Source organism: Methanosarcina barkeri 3 (assembly GCF_000970305.1).
In the GTDB taxonomy this organism is placed as follows: Archaea; Halobacteriota; Methanosarcinia; order Methanosarcinales; family Methanosarcinaceae; genus Methanosarcina; species Methanosarcina barkeri_A.
Genome location: NZ_CP009517.1, coordinates 4073900 through 4098775, shown reverse-complemented (window position 1 = coordinate 4098775; position 24876 = coordinate 4073900). Strand labels below are relative to the sequence as shown.

At 40.4% G+C, this 24876-nt stretch carries 18 protein-coding genes, 1 tRNA gene and 1 pseudogene; 13 read left to right on the top strand and 7 right to left on the bottom strand.

Annotation, left to right across the window (positions count from 1 at the left end; translation table 11 throughout):
• The first annotated feature begins 46 nt into the window (after positions 1–46).
• The 7 genes and pseudogenes from MSBR3_RS16730 to MSBR3_RS21805 all read left to right on the top strand — a co-directional run.
• Entirely contained in the window at positions 47–871 is an 825-nt protein-coding gene (locus MSBR3_RS16730) for an energy-coupling factor transporter ATPase (protein ID WP_048109299.1), read from the top strand.
• Complete coding sequence (locus MSBR3_RS16725) at positions 847–1686, top strand: ATP-binding cassette domain-containing protein (protein ID WP_048109297.1); 840 nt, start codon at positions 847–849, stop codon at positions 1684–1686. Before MSBR3_RS16730 ends, MSBR3_RS16725 begins: the two co-directional genes overlap by 25 nt.
• 229 nt (positions 1687–1915) lie before the next feature.
• Positions 1916–2689, top strand: coding sequence for an energy-coupling factor transporter transmembrane component T family protein (locus tag MSBR3_RS16720; RefSeq protein ID WP_048109295.1), 774 nt, complete (start codon positions 1916–1918; stop codon positions 2687–2689).
• Positions 2690–2944: 255 nt separating this feature from the next.
• Positions 2945–3292 (top strand): ArsR/SmtB family transcription factor, encoded by a 348-nt coding sequence (locus tag MSBR3_RS16715; protein ID WP_048109293.1) that lies wholly within the window; start codon positions 2945–2947, stop codon positions 3290–3292.
• On the top strand, positions 3289–4743 hold the full coding sequence (locus MSBR3_RS16710; protein ID WP_048109291.1) for an SO_0444 family Cu/Zn efflux transporter: 1455 nt from the start codon (positions 3289–3291) through the stop codon (positions 4741–4743). Before MSBR3_RS16715 ends, MSBR3_RS16710 begins: the two co-directional genes overlap by 4 nt.
• Positions 4744–4843: 100 nt before the next feature.
• Positions 4844–5551, top strand: coding sequence for a PspC domain-containing protein (locus MSBR3_RS21220; protein ID WP_230627562.1), 708 nt, complete (start codon positions 4844–4846; stop codon positions 5549–5551).
• Between the two features lie 183 nt (positions 5552–5734).
• Positions 5735–5833, top strand: a pseudogene (locus MSBR3_RS21805) (hypothetical protein); the annotation flags it as partial.
• Positions 5834–6514: 681 nt separating this feature from the next.
• Here the strand turns inward: MSBR3_RS21805 and MSBR3_RS16695 are convergent.
• Positions 6515–6589 (bottom strand) — tRNA-Arg (locus MSBR3_RS16695).
• 352 nt (positions 6590–6941) lie between these two features.
• On the opposite strand from MSBR3_RS16695, the gene ilvE reads away from it, so the two are divergent.
• The 3 genes from ilvE (at position 6942) to MSBR3_RS16680 (ending at position 11775) form a co-directional block, all read left to right on the top strand.
• Positions 6942–7820: a branched-chain-amino-acid transaminase gene (ilvE, locus tag MSBR3_RS16690; protein ID WP_048109288.1), complete on the top strand. Its 879-nt coding sequence runs from the start codon at positions 6942–6944 to the stop codon at positions 7818–7820.
• Positions 7821–8316: 496 nt separating this feature from the next.
• A complete protein-coding gene (locus tag MSBR3_RS16685) occupies positions 8317–10245 on the top strand; it encodes a molybdopterin biosynthesis protein (RefSeq protein WP_048109286.1) in 1929 nt (642 codons plus the stop codon).
• Positions 10246–10680: 435 nt separating this feature from the next.
• The gene (locus MSBR3_RS16680; RefSeq protein ID WP_048109284.1) at positions 10681–11775 is read left to right on the top strand and encodes an OBG GTPase family GTP-binding protein; all 1095 of its coding nucleotides are present in this window, start codon (positions 10681–10683) and stop codon (positions 11773–11775) included.
• Positions 11776–11942: 167 nt separating this feature from the next.
• On the opposite strand, the gene MSBR3_RS16675 is transcribed toward MSBR3_RS16680, so the two are convergent.
• Both MSBR3_RS16675 and MSBR3_RS16670 read right to left on the bottom strand, forming a co-directional pair.
• Positions 11943–14051: a methyltransferase domain-containing protein gene (locus MSBR3_RS16675; RefSeq protein WP_048109282.1), complete on the bottom strand. Its 2109-nt coding sequence runs from the start codon at positions 14049–14051 to the stop codon at positions 11943–11945.
• A gap of 186 nt (positions 14052–14237) precedes the next feature.
• Positions 14238–15500, bottom strand: a complete 1263-nt coding sequence (locus MSBR3_RS16670) for an anion transporter (RefSeq protein WP_048109281.1) — start codon at positions 15498–15500, stop codon at positions 14238–14240.
• 150 nt (positions 15501–15650) lie between these two features.
• Between MSBR3_RS16670 and MSBR3_RS16665 the strand changes: the two genes are divergently transcribed.
• Positions 15651–15842 carry a type II toxin-antitoxin system HicB family antitoxin gene (locus MSBR3_RS16665; RefSeq protein ID WP_048109279.1) on the top strand — a complete coding sequence of 64 codons (192 nt, stop codon included), beginning with the start codon at positions 15651–15653 and terminating at the stop codon, positions 15840–15842.
• Positions 15843–16824: 982 nt separating this feature from the next.
• Here the strand turns inward: MSBR3_RS16665 and purH are convergent.
• Positions 16825–18441 (bottom strand): bifunctional phosphoribosylaminoimidazolecarboxamide formyltransferase/IMP cyclohydrolase, encoded by a 1617-nt coding sequence (purH, locus tag MSBR3_RS16660; RefSeq protein ID WP_048109278.1) that lies wholly within the window; start codon positions 18439–18441, stop codon positions 16825–16827.
• A 369-nt stretch (positions 18442–18810) separates the two neighbouring features.
• Here purH and MSBR3_RS16655 point away from each other — a divergent pair, with 369 nt between their 5' ends.
• Together MSBR3_RS16655 and nth are read left to right on the top strand one after the other, a co-directional pair.
• Complete coding sequence (locus tag MSBR3_RS16655) at positions 18811–20163, top strand: dihydrolipoyl dehydrogenase family protein (RefSeq protein WP_048109276.1); 1353 nt, start codon at positions 18811–18813, stop codon at positions 20161–20163.
• Positions 20164–20273: 110 nt separating this feature from the next.
• Positions 20274–20981, top strand: a complete 708-nt coding sequence (gene nth, locus MSBR3_RS16650; protein WP_048109275.1) for an endonuclease III — start codon at positions 20274–20276, stop codon at positions 20979–20981.
• An 88-nt stretch (positions 20982–21069) separates the two neighbouring features.
• Here nth and MSBR3_RS16645 read toward each other — a convergent pair whose 3' ends face one another.
• From MSBR3_RS16645 to MSBR3_RS16630, 3 genes are all read right to left on the bottom strand, one after another.
• A complete protein-coding gene (locus MSBR3_RS16645) occupies positions 21070–21375 on the bottom strand; it encodes a PDGLE domain-containing protein (protein ID WP_048109273.1) in 306 nt (101 codons plus the stop codon).
• Positions 21372–22037: a cobalt transporter CbiM gene (gene cbiM / locus MSBR3_RS16640; RefSeq protein ID WP_048109272.1), complete on the bottom strand. Its 666-nt coding sequence runs from the start codon at positions 22035–22037 to the stop codon at positions 21372–21374. Before cbiM ends, MSBR3_RS16645 begins: the two co-directional genes overlap by 4 nt.
• 1199 nt (positions 22038–23236) lie before the next feature.
• Positions 23237–24223, bottom strand: a complete 987-nt coding sequence (locus MSBR3_RS16630; RefSeq protein ID WP_052723455.1) for a hypothetical protein — start codon at positions 24221–24223, stop codon at positions 23237–23239.
• Positions 24224–24876: the final 653 nt, after the last annotated feature.

Here is a 24876-nt window from a genome sequence, read left to right as displayed (position 1 = left end):
GAAATTTATAAAGAATTTGAAATGAAACTTAAAATTCAGAGTAAACATGATCAGGCTTGAAAAAGTGAGTTACAGTTATCCTGATGGTACTCCTGCGCTTAAGAACCTAAATCTGGTTATAAAAAAAGGGGAATTCATAGGGGTAATCGGAAAAAATGGCAGTGGAAAATCCACACTTGCTCTTCAATTAAGTGGGCTCCTGAAACCACAGGCTGGCAAGGTAATGATAAGGGGAATGGACACCCGCGATCCCTCAAAACTTCCAGAAATCCGAAAGTTCGTAGGTATCGTGTTCCAGAATCCTGAAACTCAATTTGTAGGCCGGACAGTCGAAGAAGATCTGGCTTTTGGCCCAGAAAATCTTTGCTTTTCCCCCATGGAAATCAGAAAGTGTGTTGATATGGCACTTGCCGAAACCGGTCTTGAGAAGTACAGGCATCGTTCTCCGAAAACTTTGAGTGGAGGACAGGGACAGTGTGTAGCCCTGGCAGGGGTTCTTGCAATGAGGCCTGAATGTCTCATCTTTGATGAGGTAACTTCCATGCTTGACCCTGAATCCGGAATTTCTGTCCTGGAAATTATAAAAAAGCTGCACGGGAAAGGAAAGACCATTATATATATCACTCACAATCTCGAAGAACTTCATGACGCAGACCGAATTATTGTCATGGAAAAAGGGAAAATAATGCTTGAAGGCGAGCCGGAAAGCATTTTTTCCGATATTTCCCTCGAGGCCCTTGGACTTGACCTGCCTTCCCTGATAGAGCTAGCAGAGACCCTGAAAACACATGGAGTAATAATTCCCTGGGAAAAAACCGCTTCCCCCCAGAGCTTTGCAGAGGAAATATGCCAATTATTCTTGAAAACGTAAGCTTTTCCTACTCCAAAAAGACTCCTCTAGAAACCTCCGCTTTGAGAGAAATTAACCTGCGGATAGAAAAAGGAGAGTTTGTAGGAATACTGGGGGAAAAAGGCGCAGGGAAATCTACCCTAATAAAACTTTTCAACGGAATTTTTAAGCCGGAAACCGGAATCGTTCGTGTGGATGGTCTTGATCCTTCTTCAAGAGAAGCAAAACGTAAGATAGGGATGGTTTTCCAACAAGCTGCTGATCAACTCTTTTGTAAAACTGTGTACGAGGAAATAGCTTTTGGGCCCCTGAATTTTGGGTACTCAAAAAAAGAAACCGAGCAAAGGGTATATGAGGCAATTGAAGCTGTTTCTCTTGACCAGACCGAGCTTTCTCGAGACCCTTTCAATCTGAGTGGAGGGGAAATGCAAAGAGTTGCTCTTGCAAGTGCTCTTGCCCTCAGGCCAGACTATCTGGTACTCGATGAACCCATAACAGGGCTTGACCCGATTGGGAAAAAGGACATTCTTAAGACACTTTACAGAATAAAAGAAAAGGGTACTGCAGTCATAACTGTAACCCATAATCTTAAAGGATTCTTCCCCTTGCTGGAAAAGATAGTTCTCCTAAGGGAAGGAAGAATAGCTTTTCAGGGAAGCCGGGAAAGCTACCTCAAAAAGGGGTTCGAGCCTCTTCCGCCTATAGCTTCCATGATGAAAGAACTCGGAGCAAGAGGACTGCCAGTAAACCTTACAGTCTTCACGGTTGAAGACGCTCTTGAAGAGATTATGAGATTAAAATCGATTCTTGGAAGAGACAATAATGAGAATAAATAGGTAATTCACTGGAATGGTAATTAACTGGAAAGGTGATTAACTAAAACGGAAACTAATTAAAACGTGAATTAACTAAAGTGTGAATTAACTAAAGTGTGAATTAACTAAAGTGAAAACTAACTAAAATGGAAACTAACTAAAACGGGAATTAACTAAAACGGGAATTAACTAAAACGGGAAGCTCCGAAAAATTCCTGAAAGATAATTTATAAAGAAAATCGAAGGAAATATGCAGGAACCTGTCTTCAGTTACGTGCCCGGGGCTTCCGTTATCCACAGGCTTGACCCCAGGACAAAAGTTACAACCGTAATGCTGCTCGGAATTCTGACATTCAGGGTTGATAATTTTGCAGGAATAGTGGCTCTTTTCGCATTTTTCTTTGTCCTCGCTTTGCTTTCAGGACTGCCAATAAAAATATTTCTCAGAGCAGTAAGGCCTATGATGCTGTTTATATTTTTTATCTTTCTTACGCAGATGTTTTTTACTGATGGAAGGCCCTTTGCTTCTTACTGGATTCTGCAGCCAAGTCTGGAAGGGCTGGAAAAAGGACTCAAACTTGCTGCCCGATTTATATTCCTTTTGCTTTTCGCAGCCCTCCTGACAGCCAGCACCGATCCGTCTGCAATTACCTGCGGTGTAGAAAGGATGGTAAGGCCTTTGCCATTGCGCTGGCTGGGGATTAGCTCTTTTGAACTTGCCACAATGATGAACATATCTATAGCATTTTTCCCCCTTCTGTTCGAGAGGGTAGAGCGGACAAAAGCGGCTCAGACTGCAAGAGGAATGGACTTCGTAAAAAATCCTTTCCGTTCAATTCCTGCACTTGCAGTTCCTTTGCTAAGAGGCGTAATTCGGGACGCAGAAGAATTGGCCCTTGCGATGGAGGGCAGAGGTTATCAGGGAAATCAAAGGACATCAATACACGAGCTTTCCATGCAGAAAAATGATTGGGAAGCCTTTTTTATACTCGTACTTTTTATTCTCTTTATTCTAATTCTCTGAACGAATGCTCAAGAGGATTTTTTATGAAATAAACATTCGAACAGCTTTTTTATGAAATAAACATTCGAACAGCTTTTTTATACCCGAAGAAGCGTGAATTTTGACAAATCCTCAGTTTTGACAAATTTTCAGTTTTGATATTTAAAGGTTTTAACAAACTCTAGAGTTTTAACATAACGCCAGGGTTCTGACAACTTTCTTAGGTGATTCAATTCCTAAAAAGATATTAATATATGAACAACTGTTCATATATTCATGCATGACAACTGTGAACGAGTTGACTCAATACAGCTAGAAAAATTGTTACAAAAAGTTCCGGACCCCGAAAGTATCACGCGGATGGCTGCAGTTTTTCAGGCACTCCAGTCTGATACTCGTCTTAAGATCCTTTTCTTATTAAAGCAAAAGGAGATGTGCGTCTGTGAACTCGAACAGGCACTTAGTGTCACTCAATCCGCAGTATCGCACGGGCTTCGAACCCTCAGGCAGCTTGACCTCGTACGGGTCAGAAGGGAAGGAAAATTTACAATTTATTATATTGCAGACGAGCACGTCAGCATACTAATTGAAATGTGCCTCGAACATGTGGAGGAAAAAGCATGAACTTTGAATTTTTAAACACTTTTCTGGCTTTTCTTTTAGGAGTTCTCCTGGAATCCTGGAACATCTTCGTAGAAACGGCTCCTTATCTGATTTTCGGCCTGGGTATTGCAGGTCTTCTCAATGTCCTGGTGCCTGACCAGAAGATCGTGGATTATCTTGGAGCGTCGGCAGGAAAAGTTCGCTCTGTTGTCAATGCAGCCCTTGCAGGCCTTCCCTTACCGCTCTGCTCCTGTGGGGTGGTTCCTACTGCTATGTCAATCAGAAAAAGGGGAGCTAATAGGGGAGCAACCCTTTCCTTCCTCATCTCGACTCCTGAGACAGGAGTAGACTCTATAGCAGTTAGTTACGCTCTCCTGGATCCTCTGATGGCAGTTTTCCGTCCACTTGCTGCCCTTGTGACCGCTGTCCTTGTAGGGCTTGCAGATAACTTTTTGATCGGGGAACATTCGGAAAAGATGAATATAAAAAAACCGGAAAATTACGGGAAAAAAGCAGGAGTTCTTGCAGTTTCAACCTTTATCGGTACCCCTTTACAGGAGAAAACGTGCAGCTCTTCCTCTTGCAGTTGCCATAAGCCAGCAGATTCCGGTAGCGAAAAAATTGAGTCTATAGGCACTATGACTAGGGCCATAGATGTAAAGCCTTCAGGATCAAAGCTTCTGAAAATCAATAATAACTCTGAAAACATCCAGAGGCTTTCCATGGTAAGTTCGGACTTCCGAAAAGAGGTTTCTTCCTGTGGATGTCAGGAATGCGGGTATGAAGAACAAGAATTGGGAAAAGATGGGAAATATAAAAAATTCGGAAAAGAAGGGATAAATCTGGAACCCGGAAAAGAAGGGATAAATCTAGAGCCTGGAGAAGATAGAAAAAATAAGGAGTCGATAAAATCTACACTGATTAAAGGAGTTAAGTATGCTTATATCGAGCTGCCAGCCGAGATCTCCAAATGGATGCTCATCGGAATCTTTTTTGCAGGAATAATTTCCTATGCAATTCCCGAAAATCTGATTCAGAATTATCTGGGAGGCGGCTTTAGCTCAATGCTGGTCATGCTCTTAGTGGGAATTCCGCTTTATATCTGTGCAACAGCTTCTACTCCTCTTGCCGCAAGCCTCATATCCAAGGGCATGAGTCCGGGTACAGCTTTTGTCTTTCTACTTGCAGGCCCGGCAACTAATGCAGCAACCATAACGATGGTTGCGCGTTTTCTTGGTAAACGTTCGGCAGCTCTATATCTTGGGATGATTTCCCTCTGTGCACTTGGGGCAGGTTTCCTGCTGGACTGGTTTTATCTAAAACTCGGGATTAATGCAGTAGCAACTGTAGGGACTGCAAAAGAGCTGCTTCCCGAAGATCTAAAGTTAGGTTTTGCATTTTTCCTTCTCCCCTTGATGTTATATGGAATTTTCCGCAGTAAAAATGAATGCGGCTGCTCGGAATGCCACTGAAATCTAAGAGGAAAAATGAAAATAGTAAAGAGAATAGAATAGCAAAGAGAATAGAAAATGTACCAGCATATTATAAATCCTCAAAAATAGAATAATCATTATGCAGGAAAATCCCGAATCTCAAGAAAAAAAGGTAACTAAAAAAAGTTTTTTTGAAGTTCCAGGGATAGCTAAAGCCGAATCTGAAAGGGGAACAAGTACGAAACCTGGGGGGAAAACCGACGTGACCAGTGGAAGTGGAGCACCTCTGCAAAGAGAGGAGCCGAAAAAGAGCGAATTCAAACCTCAAGGAGACCTTGAAACTGGCTATAAAGAGGAATCCTGGAAAAAACCTGAAGATATGGAAGAAGTCGTAGAAAGTCCAGCATTCAAAGAGAGAAAAGTTCCGGATAAAAGCGATTTCAAGGCTCAGGGAGAACTTGAGACCGGCTATACTGAGAGATCCTGGACAAAGCCTATAGATATGGAAGGGAGAGTCATTATAGAACCTGGGGAGAAAAAAGAGGAATTTTCTAGAGAAGCTAGAGAAAAGGTCAAAGAAGAATCCAGGAAAGCCCAGGAAGAAGCTGGAGGAGAAAAGCGTACCACCTACACTATGAAAAAGCGCCTGACTAAAAGCAAGAAAGAACGTATGCTCTTCGGAGTCTGTGGGGGGTTGGGTGAGTATTTTGGCATTGACCCTACCTTTATAAGGCTTGCTTTTGCAGCCCTTGCTTTGCAAGGAATTGGTATTGTCCTGTATATTATCCTGGCAATAATTATGCCCTCTGGAGAGGGATATAAAATGATTTCTAGCTCAGGGCAGTAACTTCCAGCAGTGAAATATTACAAATTCTATTTTTCAACTTTTCTTTCTTTCTCTTAATACTTTTCTTTTTCAACTTTTCTTTCTCTTAAGGGACTGCTACGATTCTACTTTTTTCTTGATGCTAGTCTTCGTAGCAGTAAAAAATGGCCTCACTTCAGGTTATGCAAGCTAAGTAAAAAATACATGAATTGTCCTGCTTTTTTTGGCTTCCTGACAGGAATTAATGTATGTCCTCCATTCCTTCTGGCAATGTCCGCAGCTTTATCGTATGCCAGTATTGCAGGCAGCATATTACTATTTGGAGGATTTTTTATCGGAACTTCATTTTATCTCATATTACTGGTGCCACTGGGTCTCGCAGCTAAAGTCGAAAGCATCAGGTAGATCGGGCTGATTACATCAGTAATGTCAGGAGTAATGCTTTTCATACTGGGGTTGGGGTGCCTGTTATTATGAAAACAGATTTCATCCAGTGATTCTTTAGGCTTCCTTTTTACAGAATTTTTTATACATTACTTTATCTATGTCTCCTCCGATTTCTATTCTCCGATTTCTATTCTCCGATTTCTATTCTCCGATTTCTATTCCCCGATTTCGATCTTCCAATTTCAGTCCTCTAATCTTAATTCTCTAACTCTAATCCTCTAACTCTAATCCTCAAATTTCGATCCTTCAATTTTGATTCTACAATTTTAACCCTATAGTTTTGATCCACAATTTTTAATATAAAACGTTTCAAACCAAAAGCTGCACGTACTATGGTAAAACTGCAGCTTATGTTAAGGCTCTTTACTGCATAGAAGGCTTAAAAACAGAAAGGGTAGATAGAAAGACGAAGCTCTATACTAAAAGGTAAGTTGTTATTAAAAACTAGAGCGAAAACAGTTGTGCAGGTTAATTTGAAGTAAGTAGTAAATTAAAAAACTACTTTCTAAGGCTTGTTGGAAAAAATAAAGAATTAAGCGGGCTCGAAGGGATTTGAACCCCCGACGTCTGGGTTAGAAGCCCAGCGCTATATCCTGGCTAAGCCACGAGCCCTGTTTGCTTTTCTTAGTACGGAATACGAAATGAGCGTTTTCACATAAAAGCTTTTTGTATGAATTCACTAATTGGGACTGTGAATGTCTTAAAATATTTATATAGAAGCGGAATTGTAATATATATTTAGTATATACTGACTTATTCGACATTTTACTTCGGAATTTGCCAGTATGGAAACTTCCCTGAGGCTTTGAATTTTTAAAACCCCGCGCAGAGCTTACATACTGTCAATAAGTGAAAAAAAGTAAATGGTTTATAGGGTTTGCATATACAATCATATTTAATTGACATTACCAAGAAAATAGGTAAACTCTATAATAGTAGTAAGATTGCAGAGGATTGTTCGCAAATGAGTGAGTTATTGATCTATTTGGATGGGAAGTTTGTTCCCAAATCCGAAGCCAAAGTTTCGGTCTATGACCATGGTTTCCTCTACGGCGACGGTGTTTTTGAAGGAATAAGGGCATACAACGGCCGTGTCTTTAAGTTAAAAGAGCATGTTGACAGGCTTTATGACTCGGCAAAAGCAATTGCAATGGATATTCCCCTTACAAAAGAAGAAATGAGCGAAGCAATACTTGAGACCCTCAGAAAAAATAACCTCAAAGATGCTTATATACGCCCTATTGTTTCAAGGGGAGTTGGAGATCTCGGACTTGATCCCCGCAATTGTGGGAAGCCCTGCGTGGTTGTCATAGCCCAGGGTTGGGGTGCCATGTACGGCGACCTGTATGAAGTCGGGCTGAAAGCTGTCAGTGTCTGTGTCCGGAGAAATGCCCCTGATGCCCTATCCCCTAATATTAAGTCTCTGAACTACCTGAATAACATCCTGGCAAAGATTGAAGCCAATGAAAAAGGAGGAGATGAAGCCATTTTCCTGGATCAGAACGGCTTTGTCTGTGAGGGTTCCGGGGACAATATCTTCATAGTCAAGAACAATAAGGTTCTTACTCCCTTTACGATCAGCAATTTAAAAGGGGTTACCAGAGCCACAGCTATTGAACTTCTGGATGAGATGGGATGCAAAGTTACCGAATCAAATCTTGGCCTGTTTGACCTTTACACAGCTGATGAAGTTTTTGTCACGGGCACTGCAGCTGAAGCTGCTCCTATAACCAGACTTGACGGAAGGATTATAGGCACAGGCAAACCCGGGCCCATGACGATGAAGATGGTTGAAGCTTTTGAGAAAATAACTCAGAGTACGGGCACACCAATTTATAAATAAAGGGCAGCCCTGAAAAATTAAAGAAACAAAAAGGGCAGTAAAATCAAGCGGGATTTTTCCCGCCATGGTTCTTTTTGGACAATTTTCTGAAGCAACTTTTGCCTGAACCTTTTTTAAATTCCTACTTAAGCTGTTTTTGAGTTTCTTTTGAATTTTTTAAGCTTTTGTCTCAAATCTATATTCTAAGTTTATTCTAAGTTTTCTGATTCTCTACTTAAGTTTCTATTTGGAATAGCTTTGAGTTTCTATTTAGAATGCTACCTGAAATAATTTTGAGTTTCTATTAAGATTACTTTTTGGACTACTTTTTGGACTACTTTTTGGACTACTTTTTGGACTAATATTTGAGTTTCTTTTTATACTTCAATTTGAGCAGCTTTTAACTAACTTGCCTTCAAGGTTTTTCAAGGAGGAAAAAGTAAGTATAAAACATGCCTGGAAATGCTATTAAACTAGGAAATTTATCTGAAGGCCTGTAAATTAGGGTTGAATTTCTATGAAACGCAAAGAATTTCGGAAACTTATCTCTGTAGAGAAAGCACGTGAAATAATGAACAACCTGCAAGTTTTTCCCAGACCGGAAAGCTTAGCCCTTGAAAACGCTTACGGTGAAATCCTTGCCGGGGATATTGTTACCGAAATTAATGTTCCTTCTTTTCCAAGAGCTGTAATGGATGGTTATGCAGTCAGGGCAGAGGATACGTATGCATGCAGTGAAACCAGGCCTGTAGAACTCAAACTCCTGGGAAACCTTCCAGCAGGCTCGGATGCAAAATTCAAGGTTTCGACAGGGGAAGCCGTAGAAGTATCTACCGGATCTCCGATTCCTGAAGGCGCAAACGCTGTGGTCATGGTTGAATATAGCTCTGAAGGAGACGGAACAGTATCGATTTACAGTCCTGTAACTGTGGGAGAAAATACCATGAAAGCCGGTTCTGACATACGGAAGGGAGAACGTGTGCTCAGGGCAGGACGAAAGCTCGGAACCAGAGAAATAGGAGTGCTTGCTTCTATCGGAAAAAAGGATGTGCCTGTTCTAAAATTACAGGTTGGGATAATCTCAACAGGAGACGAGCTTGTGCAACCCGGAGAAAAACTTACTTCCGGGAAGATATATGACGCAAATTCTTACACCTTATATGCCGGCATACGTGAATGTGGAGCCTTCCCTCTGCTTTACGGGATTGTGAAAGATAATGAGACCGCAATGAAAAAAACACTTGAAACTGCGGTTTCGGAGTGTGCCCTTATCCTGACTTCCGGCAGCACATCATCGGGGGCAGGAGACATTATGTACAGGCTCATTGACGAGATCGGAGAGACTCTTGCACACGGAATAAGTATAAAACCTGGAAAACCTGTGGTTATTGGAATAATACAAGGGGTTCCCATAATAGGGCTGCCCGGAAACCCTACATCTGCATTGATGATTTTTAACGAGTTCGTGGCTCCCATGCTCAGAAAAGCCCTTGGAGAAGATAAATCACTTAAAAAAACGGAGAATGGAATTATGGGCACACGTTTCCGTTCAGAAGGAAGGCAGCAACTTCTCCCAGTAGGCCTGATCCGGGGGATGGTTTATCCTGCAGACAGAGGCTCAGGTGCCATAACCTCGCTTTCCGGAGCAGATGGCTTTATTAAAATTCCATCCAGTACAGAGTTTATTGAAGCGGGAACTCCTGTAGAAGTGACTCTTTTTGGGGAGGTTGAAAAACCTGACCTTCTGATAGCAGGTGGCTTCTGTCCTGGCCTTGATCTGCTTGAAGACCTTAGTGGACTTTATTTCAGGACCCTTTTCACAAGTTCAAGCGGGGGCTTCAGCGCAATTGCCTCAAACACAGCCGATATTGCAGGTGTGAATATGCCGTCAAGTGACCCAAGAGGACAGGACGGAATCCTGTATAACGTTCCTACAGTCGAGAATATGGGACTTTCAGGGACTGTTCTTGTCAAAGGTTACAGGCGTGAAGTCGGACTTATTGTCAGGCAGGGTAGCCTGGTCTCTGGAATCTCGGACCTTCCTGGAAAGCACCTTATTAACAGAAATCGGGGTTCAGGTGCAAGAGCTTTATTAGACCTGAAAATTGCAGAATTTATAGCTGGAAAAGGAATTAGTAAAAAAGAGTTTATAGATTCGATTCCTGGCTATGCATCCGGAGCGAAGTCGGAGGTAGCTGTATGTGAGGCAGTTGCCTCAGGAAAGGCCGAAGTAGGGGTGGGAATAAGGAACTGTACCGAAAAGAACGGTCTCCACTTTATAAAATTTGCAGAAGAAGAATACGATTTCCTTATAAGGAAGGAAATTCTGGAAACTTTCGAAGTCCGCAAATTTTTAGAAACTCTTACCTCCACAGAATTCGCTTCAAAGCTTACCTCCGGGCTGCACGTTTATGAGAGAACAGGAGAAATAATCTCCTTCGAATGAAATAATCATAATGAATGAGAGAGATTGTCCTTTAAGACAGTCTCTTTAAGTAAAAGAGACAGCTACTCCATTAAACTTGAGTGACTGTCTATTTGAATCAGTTGATGGTGAATAAACTTTTACCAGAAGCAGTTTTCAATAAACTTTAAATATTATTATATTTATTGTGTAATATAAATATAATATAAATATAATATAAATATAATATAAACATAATATAAATATAATATAAATGTTCTGAGTAACTCTATTATTCGTAATTAGTAAACAAAAACATTCCATAGGTATATATATTTCATTTAACTATTCAGGATAAAATATCCAGATACGGATCTCTTTTGGATCAAAAAGGGTTTGTAGAGATCGCTTGGAGCGATTTCTTTTTCCAATCAATATGAAAATCATTTCTTTAGTCTCTAAATCGGCAGGTTCCAGATGAGCAGCATACAGGAGCAAATACAGGAAATCGAAGACGAAATCCGAAAGACCCAGTACAATAAAGCAACTTCCCATCATATAGGCCGCCTCAAAGCCAAGATAGCTCGCCTGCGAGATGAGGTAGAGAAGAAAGCTTCGGCAAGAGGAGGAGGAGAAGGGTACTCGGTCAGAAAATCAGGAGACGGAACCGTCACCCTTGTAGGTTTTCCATCAGTAGGGAAATCTACGTTACTGAACAAAATAACAGGTGCAAAGTCAGCAGTGGGTGCATATGAGTTTACTACCCTCACAGTTGTTCCAGGAGTGCTGGAGCATAAAGGGGCAACAATTCAGTTCCTTGATGTCCCAGGGCTTGTAAAAGGCGCTTCTTCAGGGCGTGGGCGTGGAAGAGAAGTCATATCAGTTATCAGGAACTCGGATATGGTTATATTTTTGCTTGATGTCTTCCAGCCAAAGCATTACGAAGTACTTATGGACGAACTTTACCAGGCAGGAATTCGAGTAGATCAGGAGCCTCCTGATGTAGTAATCAAGAAAAAAGAAAGAGGCGGTATAGAGATCAACTCAACCATTGACCTTGATCTGGATGAGGAAACCATTAAGGCTGTGCTGGATGAGTATAAGATCCATAATGCAAGTGTACTCATTAGAGAAAATATAACAGTTGACCAGCTTATCGACGTTGTCCTGAATAACCGTAGTTATGTAAGGTCTCTCATAGCTGTTAACAAGGTTGACCTGGCCTATCCCCAACTGATCGAGGAATGCAGAGAGCTATATCCGAACTCGATTTTTATTTCAGCCCATGAAGGCATTAACATCGAGGTTCTTAAAGACGCTATTTACGACAGGCTGGGTTTCATTCGAGTTTACTTAAAACCACAGGGTCAGCCTGCAGATATGGAAGAGCCCCTGATAGTTATGAGTGGAACTGACATAGGCCAGATTTGTGACCGTTTGCACAGGGATTTCCGCAGGAAGTTCCGCTATGCCCAAATCTGGGGCACCTCAGCAAAACATCCTGGGCAGAGAGTAGGCCTCGACCATAGAATGCTGGATGAAGATATCCTTACAATTATTATTCAGAAATAAACATCCAGAAGTAAAACAAGTAAATATAAACATCCAGAAGTAAAACAAGTAAATATAAACATCCAGAAGTAAAAACAAGTAAGGAAAAACAAAGAAAAAACGGAAACGCGAAAAAGAAAATTTCTAATCCTTTCGCATTTACCTCTTTTACAAGTTAATATAAGTTGTCATACGCTCTCAAAAGCCTGTACCGTTTCGGAGGAACTTGAGAAAACACTTTTCTTCCCGGTATTTTCCGAATCCATAGAGCTTCTTGCTTCAATTTCTTCTTCAAACTCGGCAGCGCATTCAGCCGGGCTTTTTCTGGAAGTGGTTCCAGGCATTTTCCTCAGCTCGAGATTTTCAGAAGCTCCAAGACCATACCTTTCTTTTGCAGCTTCTATAATGGCCGCAAGCATTCCGGAATAGGAAATATTAGCATAAGCTGCCATCTTTGCCAAATGACCGTCCCAGCACCATCCTGGATTAGGGTTCACTTCTAGAAGTTTGGGTTTGCCTTCGGCATCAAGTCTCCAGTCAAAACGGGCATAATCACGGCAACCCAGCCTTGTAAAGAGAGCAAGACAGCACTTTATGATTTCCTTTCTGGTTTTTTCAGGGAGATCAGCAGGCACGGACTTTATGTTCCAGTAAGGAGAATCCGGAAGCCACTTCGCCTCATACCCGCAAATCTTTGGAAACTCTTCAGGTACTTCCGAGTAATCTTCTTCCGTAATAGGCAGTACATTGCATGAAGGCGGATTTCCAATAATCCCAACACTGATGTCTTTTCCTGGAAGAAACTCTTCCAGCAGGAAAGGCCTACAAGAGCCCATCTTTTCTCGGGATGCCGCAAGAATTTCAAGAAGCTCCTCACGGTTATGGGCAATGCTTTTCTGTGTAATCCCAAAACTTGAGTCCCCTGAGTTGGGCTTTACAAGCAAGGGGAAAGAGAGAGACAGCTTTGAAAGCTCTGCATCTTCGGTTACAAGCATTCCCTTTGCTACGGGAATGCGCATCTCTCTGGCAACTCCCCTTATAATGGATTTGTCATAACAAAAAGCAAGACATTGAGGACCTGCTCCTGTATACGGGACATTTAACTGTTCAAGCAAAGCCGGGACATGAAGTTCTTTTGTGGGATCGTTATAAAATCCTTCATCACAGAGATTAAGTACAAGATCAATTTTCGCCGCTTTCTTCTTCAGATCCTCAAGTAACGTTTCATGCCTGTCAAGAAAAGTAAATTTCATAAAAGGAATCTCTGCAAGTGCTTTTTTCATTCTCTCAAGGGTATCAAAATCATCGTCATCGAAGACACAGGCGGGCTTAACCTGATCTTCTTTTCTCGGATCTCCAAGCAAAACTGCAATACTCATTGGTTTTTTATTCCCGATTGCCTGAAGAGACGTAGGCCAAGGTTTTTCAACAGAGGCCGAGACCAGAATTCTCTGTTCCATCATGCCTGCATCCTGGGTTCCTGCGGAAACCGGGCTGAAAGTAGTATGAAAGGCGGGACTACTAAATCCCGACACTGTAAGCAGCTCAAAGAGGCTTTCTTTATTGTATAACCTCTCAGCGTAAAATTGGTCTGCAATCACGCCTTTGTCAATACGGCTTATCACTTCTCTGCAAATTAACCGATCTCCATCGGCCGAAAGAGCTCTTTCCCTGCAGACAAAGTATTTCCTGTCAAGCCATTCCCATGACCTGGGCTGAAAACTCTTTTTCATGTAGTCTCCATCTACGGCATCGATGAAAACTCTGCCATCAGGCTTCAGAACCCTAAATATTTCTTCAAGGACCTTTTGGTCCTGGAGCGTTGAGTCAAAGTAGCCAAAACTGTTACCCAGTATAGTAACCACGTCAAAAGTATCAGATGGGTAAGGAAGCTTTCTTGCATCTCCCTCTCTGAACCTTACCTGCAGGTTCTCTTTCTGTGCTCTTGTTCTGGCTTTCCTTATAAGGTACTGAGATCTGTCATATCCCTCTACGTTTGAAAAGCCTCTTCTTGCCAGTTCAAGTACGTGTCTCCCCTGTCCGCAACATAGATCAAGAATTTTTTCTTCCGGAGCCACCCCCAAAATGGAAACAATGAGATCGACCTCTTTTCTAGTAACCTCCATATCATCCAGAAGATCGGCATCGGTCTTAAGGTAAAGTGAGTTAAAAAGAGTTTGCCACCAGTCGGACCGGACGTGAGTTTCAAGGTCTTCAACAGGCCCAAAGGTTTTCTTCTGTACAGTACACCTGGCGCGCTTACGCCTGGTATTTAGATCTGTATTATTCTGGGTCATGATCTTATATCTTCCAGAAAAAAGTGTATGCACTTTGAGTATATCAAGTTTATTGGAAAGTTAGAAAGTATTTCTCTCCACTAAAAAATAGACAAAATTATTGAAAACCAAAACTTCTTTAAACAGAGTTTTAGGTAGCATTAAACCTTGTAAATCAATTATAAGATAATTTAGAATATATAAGTATTAGAGAAATATGAAGTAAGTAACGGCATCTAAAATTGTAATTAAGATTCCAATTCTGGAAAATTCAACAAATGAGATAGTTTTTCCTTCCTTCTCTGCATTTTGAATAATTATAACGTTACTTGCAGCTCCCAGGATCAAAAGATTTCCTGCAATTGTACTTCCCGCAGCAAGTGCCATCAACTGCCCCTGAGAAACCGTACTACCCATAGCAGGCAGATAGAGCGCTACAAAGGGAACATTGGATATGAGTTGGCTTAGTCCTATGCTGAGTGCGAGGATCATTGACACTGAACCTAACTGAGGAGACAATCTGGCAAGCAATTCCTGGCACGTTCCGGAAATCCACACGCTTTGCATTAACACAAACATTGAAACAAAAAAAACCAGGGTCGACCAGTCAATATTTTTCAGGATTTCAACGCGTTTTTTACTGAGCAGGACAGGTGACGCGGAGATAAGAGCAATCCAGCTCAGACTGAAATCCCAGGTAGGGAAAAATTCCACCAGGAAAATCTTACAGATTATGAGAATTAACAAAAGAGAAAGAGCCTTTTTTGCAGTACTGGCAAGTTCCGAATCGGTAATGACTTCTTCTGATTGGGTAAGAGTTGATTTTCCGAATTCCTCTCTAAAAAAGAGTTTTAGCACTATATAAGCAATTAAAAGGCAGATAAGAGTTGGTAGAGCGAGTGAATGCAAAAATGTTACAAAAGGGGAATCCAGATTTCCATTAATTGCTATGAGAAGATTCTGTGGGTTTCCTATAGGGCTCATAACGCTTCCTGTAGTTACCCCGAATGCCAGGGAAAAGAGCATGAGTTTGGAAGATACATTGTACTTTCTGGAAAAACCCAGAACAAGTGGAGTCCCCATGATAGCCAGAGTATCATTCATGAGAACAGCTGAAAGAATTCCTGTAGAAAACAGCACAAGCAAAACAAGTTGATCCGTATCCTTTGCCCTGGAAACTATCCTATCCCCAATCCAGGCCAGATACCCACTCCTATTAAGTGCTTCTCCTACGCAAAAAGCCCCGAAAAGAAAGACAAGCACATCAGTATTAATCGCTGCAAGAGCTTCTTGCGGTGAAATCTCACCGAGCAAAAGTACCAGTATCGCTCCAAAGGTCATGATTTGCCAGATCTGCAGCCTTAAAGACCCGACCTGCCTGAGAGCTGTAAGTACAAAGACGCCCAGAAGAGTAAGTACTGAAAGGTCAGGTAAAGGTACAGGAGAAGACAGTATAAACTCTATTGGCATAGGATCCACAAACTTAACAATATATATTTAGACTGTGATCTCAGCTTAAGTATAAAACTCCTGCGCTCAAAAGGAGACCTTCCTCAAAGAAGACCTTAATAAACAGAAAGATACAAAACATTTAAACGTAGGCTGACAGATTTTTAAAACATGACAATATGGTTTCCTTTTTCCGCAACTATCCGTCAAGAAGACAGTTTCTATATCTCAATCTGCCCTGAAGCTGATATAATTTGCAAGGGAACTACTATTGAAGAAGCTGTTGAAAACCTGAAAGAAGAAGTGGAAACATTCCTGGGGGAAAAGCTTTCTCAGGGATTTTCCAAAATTATATTTTACTGAGTTTAAATTTATAATCTTCTTCTGAAAACATAGATTCTTCTGATTGAAATCTTCTTTTGATTGATATATTCTTCTGATTGAAGTCTTCTTTTGACTGATATATTCTTCTGATTGAAGTCTTCTTTTGACTGATATATTCTTCTGATTGTCTATCTGATTGCCGTTAACCATCAGGAACACCAGCACATTCTGAAAATAATTAGATGGTTTTTTTCAGTCACTACTGAAAGAGAAGGTCCATCAAGTGTTAGAAATGGCTGTTAATGGTCAGATGCCGTGGCCGTTCTAGAGGCTCATAGTCTGTTGTCATCGTGAAAAATACCGTGAAAAGGTTAACGATATTAGTATAACAGAATTAGTAGAAAAATAAGAGAAAATACATTAAAAGGAGGAGAAGGAAAAGCCCGGAAACTTATGTTCCCTTTACCGTAGCCCCCGATACGGTTGATCCGAAAATACGCTCCCCCAAGCATATTACTCGGAACAGGATCAAAAGCTTCCAGGCAATTCTTTACTTACTATTCATACCCGTACTCACTCTTTCTGTTATCTCTATGTACAACATAAAATAATCCCTGTAATTATTTTAAATTAATTATACCAAAAATTAGTCTGAAACGAAAAATGTTTTCGCATAAAAAGTTTTAAAATCGGAGCCTGATTTAACGTTAAATGAGTTTTTAGTGTTTGAACCTTGAAACGAGAGTAAAGTAGTAAAAAGTTTGACTGTAATATAGAAAAATCAAATAGCAGATCATCAGACAAATAATATACAGACAAAAATATAATTAGGTAAAGAAAAGTTCGGAAATTATTACATTTGCAAAATATCTAAGCAACAAGAAAAAGTAAAAAGAATTAAGGGCAATAGAAAATTAAAACTAAATAAAAATCATTTAACGAACTTACGTTAAGAAAAGTAAAACCCTGAGTCTTTAGCTCAGGGATATTCACTTTATTTTATCGACACCTTAAAAGCTTGTTAATGAAGGAAGTGTCGCATGCCTGTAAAGGCCATGGCAACTCCTAGCCGATTTGCAGCATCAATGACTTCGCCGTCCCGAATTGACCCACCTGGAGAGACTACGTAGTGGATATTATTTTCTGCGGCATAAATTATGCTATCATTGAAGGGGAAGAAGGCATCCGAAGCCATTACACACTCTGACATGACTTTCTTGCAGTAAGCTTCAAAAGAAGTTGGAGGATTTTCCCGTTCGTAAATTACCCTGAGATTTTCAACAGCTTTTGTGGCTGCAAGTTTGCGAATAGAGTCAACCCTATTCGGTTGTCCTGCACCCATAGCAAGTACCATAAAGAAACCTGGCTCGTACTCGTGAGCAAGGATTACTGCATTGGATTTCGTCGACTTACAGGCTTTAAGGCAGAATTCCGAAAGAGAGCGCTTCTCTTCAGGATAGGGAATATCTGTAACTGACTCCCATTTTTCGTAGAGGCCAATATCACGACTCTGCTTGAGCATGCCTCCTATCACATACTTGTATGTGTATTCTGTTCCAAAAGCTTCTCTGAGTTCAGGCAGCTTAAGGAGTCGAAGGTTTTCACTTTTGTTTTTCAGGTACTCAAGGGCATCGGGTTTGAAGTCAGGAGCAAGAATAATTTCCACAAATTTTCCATTCAGAAAAGTTGCAGCTTCAAGGTCAAAGGTTTCGTTGGTGCAAATTATGCTTCCGTAAGCTGAAATCGGGTCTCCGTCCCAGGCAGCCTCAAGAGCCTGTAGGAGTGTGCTTCCGGTTGCAAGCCCGCATGGATTGTTGTGTTTTACGATTGCTACGGCAGGCTGGGCATTTCCTAATTCTTTCACTGTCTGAAGGGCATTGTCTGCGTCCACATAGTTGTTATAGGAAAGTTCTTTTCCATGCAGCTGGATAGCTTTTGCCAGGGTAGGACCTTCAATTTTGGGATCTTTATAAAAATAGGCTTTCTGGTGCCAGTTCTCTCCATAACGAAGTTTTACACCGTCGGTAAAGTTCAGGCGTAGCACGTTTTCCTCAAGCAAGGTTCTGCTTAGATAGGTATCGATTGCTGCATCATAATCCGCAGTATGCCTGAAAGCCTTAACTGCAAGGGCAGCCCTGGTTTCCTCCGAAACCACCCCTGTTGAGCGAAGTTCTTTAAGAACATGCCCGTAGTCCGAAGGGTCTGAGAGCACTGTAACCGAACGGTAGTTTTTAGCTGCCGAACGAAGAAGAGTGGGCCCTCCTATGTCTATGTTCTCAATGGCTTCTTCAAGTTCGACGCCTTCCTTTGAGACTGTTACCTCAAATGGATAGAGATTTACAGCCACCATGTCAATAAGCGAAATATCTTCTCTTTCAGCCTCAGCCATCTGTTCCTTGCTTTCTCGCAGGCATAAGAGCCCGCCATGAATTCTTGGATGGAGAGTTTTGACCCTTCCTCCCATCATCTCCGGACAGCCTGTGACTTCCGAAACATCAGTAACTTCTATGCCGGCGTCGCGAAGAATTTTCGCTGTCCCGCCTGTTGAAATAATCTTCACGCCAAGTAGTTCAAGCCCGCGTGCGAATTCTGCAATTCCTGTCTTGTCTGAGACGCTGAGCAGTGCCCTCTTTACCAAAAAATCACCAATATCCTTGGTTTAAAAATTCTTAGCTATAAAACTTATGGTCTACACATTATTATATTAAAAAAGGGCGTTTTTTCCGGATAAACCGAACTTATATTTTACAAACTCAGTATTTCCGTTAAGGTACTGCCAGAACTCTTCTGGAAATCTAGTTCTTTAAGTTTTTGGTACTTTTTATGCATAATTCTCTAAAGCCACACTTTTTTGCTTCATTTCCTGGATCAGACTCCAGGTGAAATACTTATTCTCTGAAATCAAAATGGATAAAAATTGCATGTAATATATACTTTTAAAATATATACTTTTAAAATATCTTCCTTATTCATTTCAGAAAATAATATCAGAGGGTTGGGGAGTTCAATGGAAAAGAAATATGATATTATAATTATCGGGACGGGTACTGCGGGCAGAAGCTTTGCAGGTAAAGTTGCACATTCAGGGTTAAAGATCGCTATAATTGATTCCAGGGAATATGGGGGCACCTGTCCTCTAAGGGGATGTGACCCGAAAGAGGTGCTTACCAATACTGCTAGTGTTACTGACTCTAATAATCGGCTAATAGGAAAAGGTGTAGGAATAGACACTCCTTTAAAACTTGACTGGACTTCACTCATCGAGTTCAAAAAGACATTTACGGAGGGATATTCCAGCAAAACAGAGAAACATCTGGTTGAGATGGGAATTGATACATATCATGGGAGAGCGCATTTTGAAAACCAAAACACAGTCATTGTTGGAGAGGACAAACTTAAAGGAGAGTATATTTTCCTGGCTACAGGTGCAAAGCCCAGAAAACTCAATATTCCAGGTGAGGAGTATGTTACTACAAGCGAGAAGTTATTAGAAACCAAAAAGCTTCCTGAGAAAATTACTTTCATCGGTGGCGGGTATATATCCATGGAGTTCGCTCATGTTGCGCGAAGAACTGGAGCCGAAGTAACAATCCTGCATAGAAGTGAAAGGATCCTGGGAGCTTTTGATTCTGATATGGTAGATCTACTTGTGAAAGCCTCTGAAGCCTCAGGAATTAAGATCCTTATAAACAAACCAGTAGTCTCGATAGAAAAAGACGAGAATGGCTTTCTGGTCAAGACTAAATCTAAGTCTGAAACCGAACCAGAAACTCAGATTTTCCGTGCGGATATGGTAGTGCACGGAGCAGGTCGTGTAGCCGATATAGAGGACCTGCGTCTTGAGAATGCCGGAGTTAAAACCGAAAAGGGAGCTATTGTAGTTGATAAGCACATGAAGACCTCAAACTCCCGGATCTATGCAGGTGGAGACTGCGCATTGGAGGGCGTGCAACTAACTCCTGTTGCAAGTCTCCAGGGAGAAGTTGCCGCAATTAATGTCCTTGAGGGTGATAGTGTTGAGGCAGACTATAAAGGCATTCCAAGTGCGGTCTTTACCATTCCGGTTCTCGCGTCGGTAGGAGTCAGTGTCTCTAAAGATAGTGATAAGTATAAAGTTATTTTCCAGGACAGAAGCAATTGGTATACAACCCGGAAAGCAGGAATGGAGTTTGCGGCTTCAAAAGTAATTATCGATGGAGCAAACGACCGTATAATGGGAGCACATATTCTGGGTCCTAATGCCGAAGAAGCTATCAATATTTTTGCTGCGGTAATGAGGCTGGGGTTTAAAGCCTCGGACATAAAAAGATTGATCTTTACCTATCCTACTACATGTTCGGATATTCCTCATATGCTGTAACCTGCTGGATCGGACATAAACTCAAACTTCAAGGGACATTGAAAGTACTGTTTCCTCAAACAAACAAGTTTCTGGCTAAAATTATGAAATAACTGGAAGACGGAGTTAACATGCCTGAAAAAAAGCCAAAAAAATCTGACACTGAGAATTTTGTCTCCGAATACAATATTCCTGATAACAGACATAACTTCGACCGAATCTGGACTCTTCTAAAAGAAGAGTATCCTGATGTAAAACCTTCTCTTAACTACAACAATCCTCTTGAACTTCTTGTGGCAACTGTTCTTTCAGCTCAGTCAACTGATGTACAGATTAACAGAGTGACTGATAAATTATTCAAAAAGTACAGGACTGCAGAAGATTATGCCAGTGCTGATCTCAGGGAACTTGAAAACGATCTATACTCCACGGGTTTTTATAAAAGCAAGGCAAAGAATATCAAAACGGCTGCTCAGATGATTGTTGAAAAGTATAATGGGGAAGTTCCGAAAACTATGCAAGAGCTTATTAGTCTGCCAGGTGTCGGAAGGAAAACGGCTAATATAGTACTTGCCAGAGGATTCGGAGTAGTAGAGGGAATTGCTGTAGACACCCATGTAAAAAGGGTTTCCAGAAGGTTAGGACTCACGAAAAACTCCGATCCTGCTAAAATTGAACAGGATCTTATCTCACTTGCCAGAAAGGAAGATCTTGATTCAATCTCCATGACCCTGATCTATCATGGGAGGAAAATCTGTCAGGCAAGGAGACCAAAGTGTAAAATCTGTGTTGTAAAGGACTTATGTCCTTCCAGTATTATATTTATTGGCAGTAGCTGAGACGTTTCTTCAAGAGATATGCAAGTCGTTTCTCCCCTACCTTTCGGGAAGAGAAACGATTTTTTGAAAAAAAGAACTCTATTTTATGTCAGATTTTTTTGCTGAAAACTTTGCCCAGCCCCAGACTGATTGCCAGTACTGCAAGTGTTCCAACGGCTATTGCTGCTACTTCTCCCCCTTTTCCCAGGCCTTCTATTGAATAATCGGGCATTGGAGAGCTTACTACAGGTTCAGTCGCTTCAATTTGGGACATTTTCGATTCTTCAACTATCTCTCCAGCAGCACTTTCCAGTCCGTCTGGGTCGGAGGATGCAAGGAAAGGAGCTAGAATTGCAAGCAGAAGTGCAATTGCAATCCCGATGTAAAAGAATTTCACGTTTGATTTTCCGCTCATGCGTGTGTCTCCTTTTTATTCTTTTCTGGCCTGGCAGTAAAATTATCCTCAAGAAGGTCAGGGCGGGATTTTGCAATCGCCATGATTACAATTGAAGTGATCAGGCCTTCACCAATAAAACCAATTATAAGATGATATGTGCCCATGGCAACCAGGCCGGGAACCAGTGGGAAAGTACCTGCAATCCACATCTCAACTGCACAGACTATTGCCGAAATAAAGAGACCGAGCCAGGCGCCTCCAAAACTCGCAATACTTGTACCTACACTTTTTCGAAGGGCAACGTATGTATAATATCCGATAAATCCGGAAATAACACCCATATTCAGAATATTCGCTCCCATAGTAGTGACTCCCCCGTCACCGAAGGCGAATCCTTGCACAATCAGAACTAGAGTAAGCACAAGGACCCCAGCCCATGGGCTTCCAAAGACAATAGCAACAAGGGCTGCTCCTACCATATGTCCACTTGTTCCCATCCCTATGGGAATATTCATGGCCTGGATTGCAAAAATTCCTGCAGCAAGGGCGGCAAGAACCGGTACTTTCATCTCGTCAAGCTCATTTTTTGCCCATTTCATTGATGTTATTATAAACGGAAGGGCGATAATCCAGTAAATCACTGCCTGGCTAAGCGGCATGAATGAGTCAGGTATATGCATTTCACTTTTCCCTCTTTTTATTCCTATTTCTTATTTCCTGTAAATCCGAGCAGGAGCTTTTTAGGTTCAGGAACATTTCTGAAGTAAGGAATTGATAAATATCCTTAGCATGAAATCTAAAAGTTCTTTCAGGAGCAGCCTTAATATTTTTGAGTCTACTACAATGTCTCAGGCAACTGTTTTTGAAGAATGCAATCAATAACAAGTTAGATATTACCACATTGTCTAGTATTACATATATACGTTTTGATATTACTTTTTTCGATGATTTTTTTATTGGCACCTTCCTCAGTATTTTTATTTTTACTTTTAATCAGATTAAGTATCCTTGTATCTTCCATTAAGTCAAACATGTATCTTCCATTAAGTCAAATATGTATTTTCCATTAAGTCAAATATGTGTTTTCCGTTAAGTCAAACATGTGTTTTCCATTAAGTCAAACATGTGTTCTCATTAATTTCTTGACTTTTGTCACTTCAAGATGATAAATTACCCATAAAACAATACCCGGATTGCGTAAGAATAATATCACTATAGTTAATAATTTGTAACAGGAAATATGCCAAAAGTCTTAAATATTAGTTTGTAATATCGATAAAGGATCTCTGGCGAACAGACACAAATAAAAAATTACCTCCTAAATCGCCTAAGTCATCTGAACTCCTTTTTGCCCCTGCCTGTGGTAATAAAGCAGGCAGGGATTTAGTGCAAAGGTGTAGAATTTCCAGTTAAATTGAGGATTTTTTCCATAGCTGTTTGTTATCTAAATTTGTCAATTTTTATTACTTTTGCAGGAGTGTTCTTATTTTTACATATTAGTAAGAGAATTAGATTAGTGAAGAAATAGATTAGTGAAAAAGTAGATTAGTGGAGAATTAGATTAGTGGAGAATTAGATTAGTGGAGAACTAGATTAGTGGAGAACTAGATTAGTGGAGAACTAGATTAGTGGAGAACTAGATTAGTGGAGAACTAGATTAGTGGAGAACTAGATTAGTGAAAGAATAGATTAATGAAAGAATCAGATTAGTGAAAGAATAGATTAGTGAAAGAATCATATATACTCAATTATACTCAATTGTTGTAAATCTCATAAGTGATTTCGAGCTTTATGCTATGGTTTGTTATTTCGATCATTTAAATCTGATTTTGAGCTAAATAAGTTAATTTAGCCCCAAACGTTTCAATTTACCTCGTTCTCATTTCTGGTTACCATCAATTCTATCATACAGTTTTTCCAGATCCTTCTGCAACCTGTTAACTTCCTCTTTCCAATTTTTTTTGTTAATTTCCATACAGGGTCCCATTTTCAAAGCTGTCAGTTTCACATAATCCTGGGAAATTTTTCTGTTGCTGCAGGGAAGGCCAAAAGCCAGATCGGTTTTTTTAATGCTGTATTTTTCGTGGATCAGAAACTCATAAAGTTCACTAACCAAATCTGATTTTTCTTCGGAGTCTTCGGAAAAACTTGGGTAAAGGTCAACAAGATTTCGTAGGTGGCACCGGACACCGCAACCTTCAGGACACAATTTCTTCGAGTTTGTAAACTTAAGCAGTTCTTTGAATTCAAGGAAAATATTTGTCTGCTCCAAACCTGAGTGTAGAGTTTTTCCAAGGAATATAAGAATATGGATGCACTCGTGAAAAAGGATTTTTGCTATAAGGAATTCAATTCTATCCTGAAGATTCCATAATTTTTCAACCAATTTTCTTTCCCACAACTCATATGGGTTTACCAGAACAAGAGATTTATATATTATTTTCTTGTTTTCTTTAGAAATGATTTTTCTCGGTTCGAAGGCTAATCCTGGCATTGTTCCATAAAATTGCACTCGAACCGCCAGATCCCAGCAGTGTTCCCATTCCCCGAAACGCACATTTTTTATCCGATAATATTTTCCGTCAAAGTTAACTTTTTCGATTAGCTGGTACAGCTCCTCACTTTGTTCTTTAACAAGAGCTTTTATCACAGTTTCCCGATAAATATTCAGATCGAGATAGAGAAGCCCTGGAGAACAGAATGAACAGTCAGGAGCAGGACTAGAAATAGGATAAGTAAAAGGTGATAAGTATAGGCCAGTAGGAGGGGCTGGTGAAGATGCAGGAGTTAACTTCTCCCGCACTCTACGTATCAGCAAAGCATTTTTTTTTCTTGGCAAAAATTTCTTTGTTCTAATTTCCTTCACCGTAAGCTACCCCTTTTACCCTATTTTTCCACAATAAAACGTTAATAGATATTACTAAATTTAATTTAAGTATTACTATATATTAAAATATGTCAAATAATAAATACTTTGTCCTATGAAATCAAAAATTATTAAAACTAATACACGAATACAAATTCAAATTACTTATATTTTTAGGATGTACCCGCTTTAAGGATGGGGAAGTTTAAAGCTTTTAATTAAGCTTTAAATTCTCAAAATAGACTTATAAAGATCTATTGAACCCATATCTACTGAAATATTTGTATTCTTGAAATGACCTTTTTAACTGATCTCTATTATTATATTTCACTCTGGTATTATTTCTATAGGCAAATTTATTAACTTTGTACTCAAATTATAAACAATAGAAACTAACTTGTCTTAAGAAAGCGGTTAAACGTATGAACAAGAAGTTGAGAAAATCCTGTTGGTCAGGAAAGGAGTAAAATATGTCTGAGAAAATTGCAAGAACAAGTGGTGTTAGGCTAAAAAATGCACGCATAAAGTGTCAGAAAATAAGACTCCTTCAGTCGAAACCATTAGTCGTAAAGAGCGACACTGAAGAATACAACAGCCAACAGAACTAAGTGATATTAGTTTCTGGACCTGGTTTCAAATTTATGTGAAATTAT

What these genes read in the sequence shown, in the direction of transcription:
- MSBR3_RS16710 (WP_048109291.1), top strand. Translation starts at nt 3,289, where the DNA reads ATGAACTTTGAATTTTTAAACACTTTTCTGGCTTTTCTTTTAGGAGTT.
- MSBR3_RS16715 (WP_048109293.1), top strand. Translation starts at nt 2,945, where the DNA reads ATGCATGACAACTGTGAACGAGTTGACTCAATACAGCTAGAAAAATTG.
- MSBR3_RS16730 (WP_048109299.1), top strand. Translation starts at nt 47, where the DNA reads ATGATCAGGCTTGAAAAAGTGAGTTACAGTTATCCTGATGGTACTCCT.
- ilvE (WP_048109288.1), top strand. Translation starts at nt 6,942, where the DNA reads ATGAGTGAGTTATTGATCTATTTGGATGGGAAGTTTGTTCCCAAATCC.
- MSBR3_RS16680 (WP_048109284.1), top strand. Translation starts at nt 10,681, where the DNA reads ATGAGCAGCATACAGGAGCAAATACAGGAAATCGAAGACGAAATCCGA.
- MSBR3_RS16665 (WP_048109279.1), top strand. Translation starts at nt 15,651, where the DNA reads ATGACAATATGGTTTCCTTTTTCCGCAACTATCCGTCAAGAAGACAGT.
- nth (WP_048109275.1), top strand. Translation starts at nt 20,274, where the DNA reads ATGCCTGAAAAAAAGCCAAAAAAATCTGACACTGAGAATTTTGTCTCC.
- MSBR3_RS16675 (WP_048109282.1), bottom strand. Translation starts at nt 14,051, where the DNA reads ATGACCCAGAATAATACAGATCTAAATACCAGGCGTAAGCGCGCCAGG.
- MSBR3_RS21220 (WP_230627562.1), top strand. Translation starts at nt 4,844, where the DNA reads ATGCAGGAAAATCCCGAATCTCAAGAAAAAAAGGTAACTAAAAAAAGT.
- MSBR3_RS16685 (WP_048109286.1), top strand. Translation starts at nt 8,317, where the DNA reads ATGAAACGCAAAGAATTTCGGAAACTTATCTCTGTAGAGAAAGCACGT.
- MSBR3_RS16670 (WP_048109281.1), bottom strand. Translation starts at nt 15,500, where the DNA reads ATGCCAATAGAGTTTATACTGTCTTCTCCTGTACCTTTACCTGACCTT.
- MSBR3_RS16655 (WP_048109276.1), top strand. Translation starts at nt 18,811, where the DNA reads ATGGAAAAGAAATATGATATTATAATTATCGGGACGGGTACTGCGGGC.
- MSBR3_RS16645 (WP_048109273.1), bottom strand. Translation starts at nt 21,375, where the DNA reads ATGAGCGGAAAATCAAACGTGAAATTCTTTTACATCGGGATTGCAATT.
- MSBR3_RS16725 (WP_048109297.1), top strand. Translation starts at nt 847, where the DNA reads ATGCCAATTATTCTTGAAAACGTAAGCTTTTCCTACTCCAAAAAGACT.
- MSBR3_RS16720 (WP_048109295.1), top strand. Translation starts at nt 1,916, where the DNA reads ATGCAGGAACCTGTCTTCAGTTACGTGCCCGGGGCTTCCGTTATCCAC.
- cbiM (WP_048109272.1), bottom strand. Translation starts at nt 22,037, where the DNA reads ATGCATATACCTGACTCATTCATGCCGCTTAGCCAGGCAGTGATTTAC.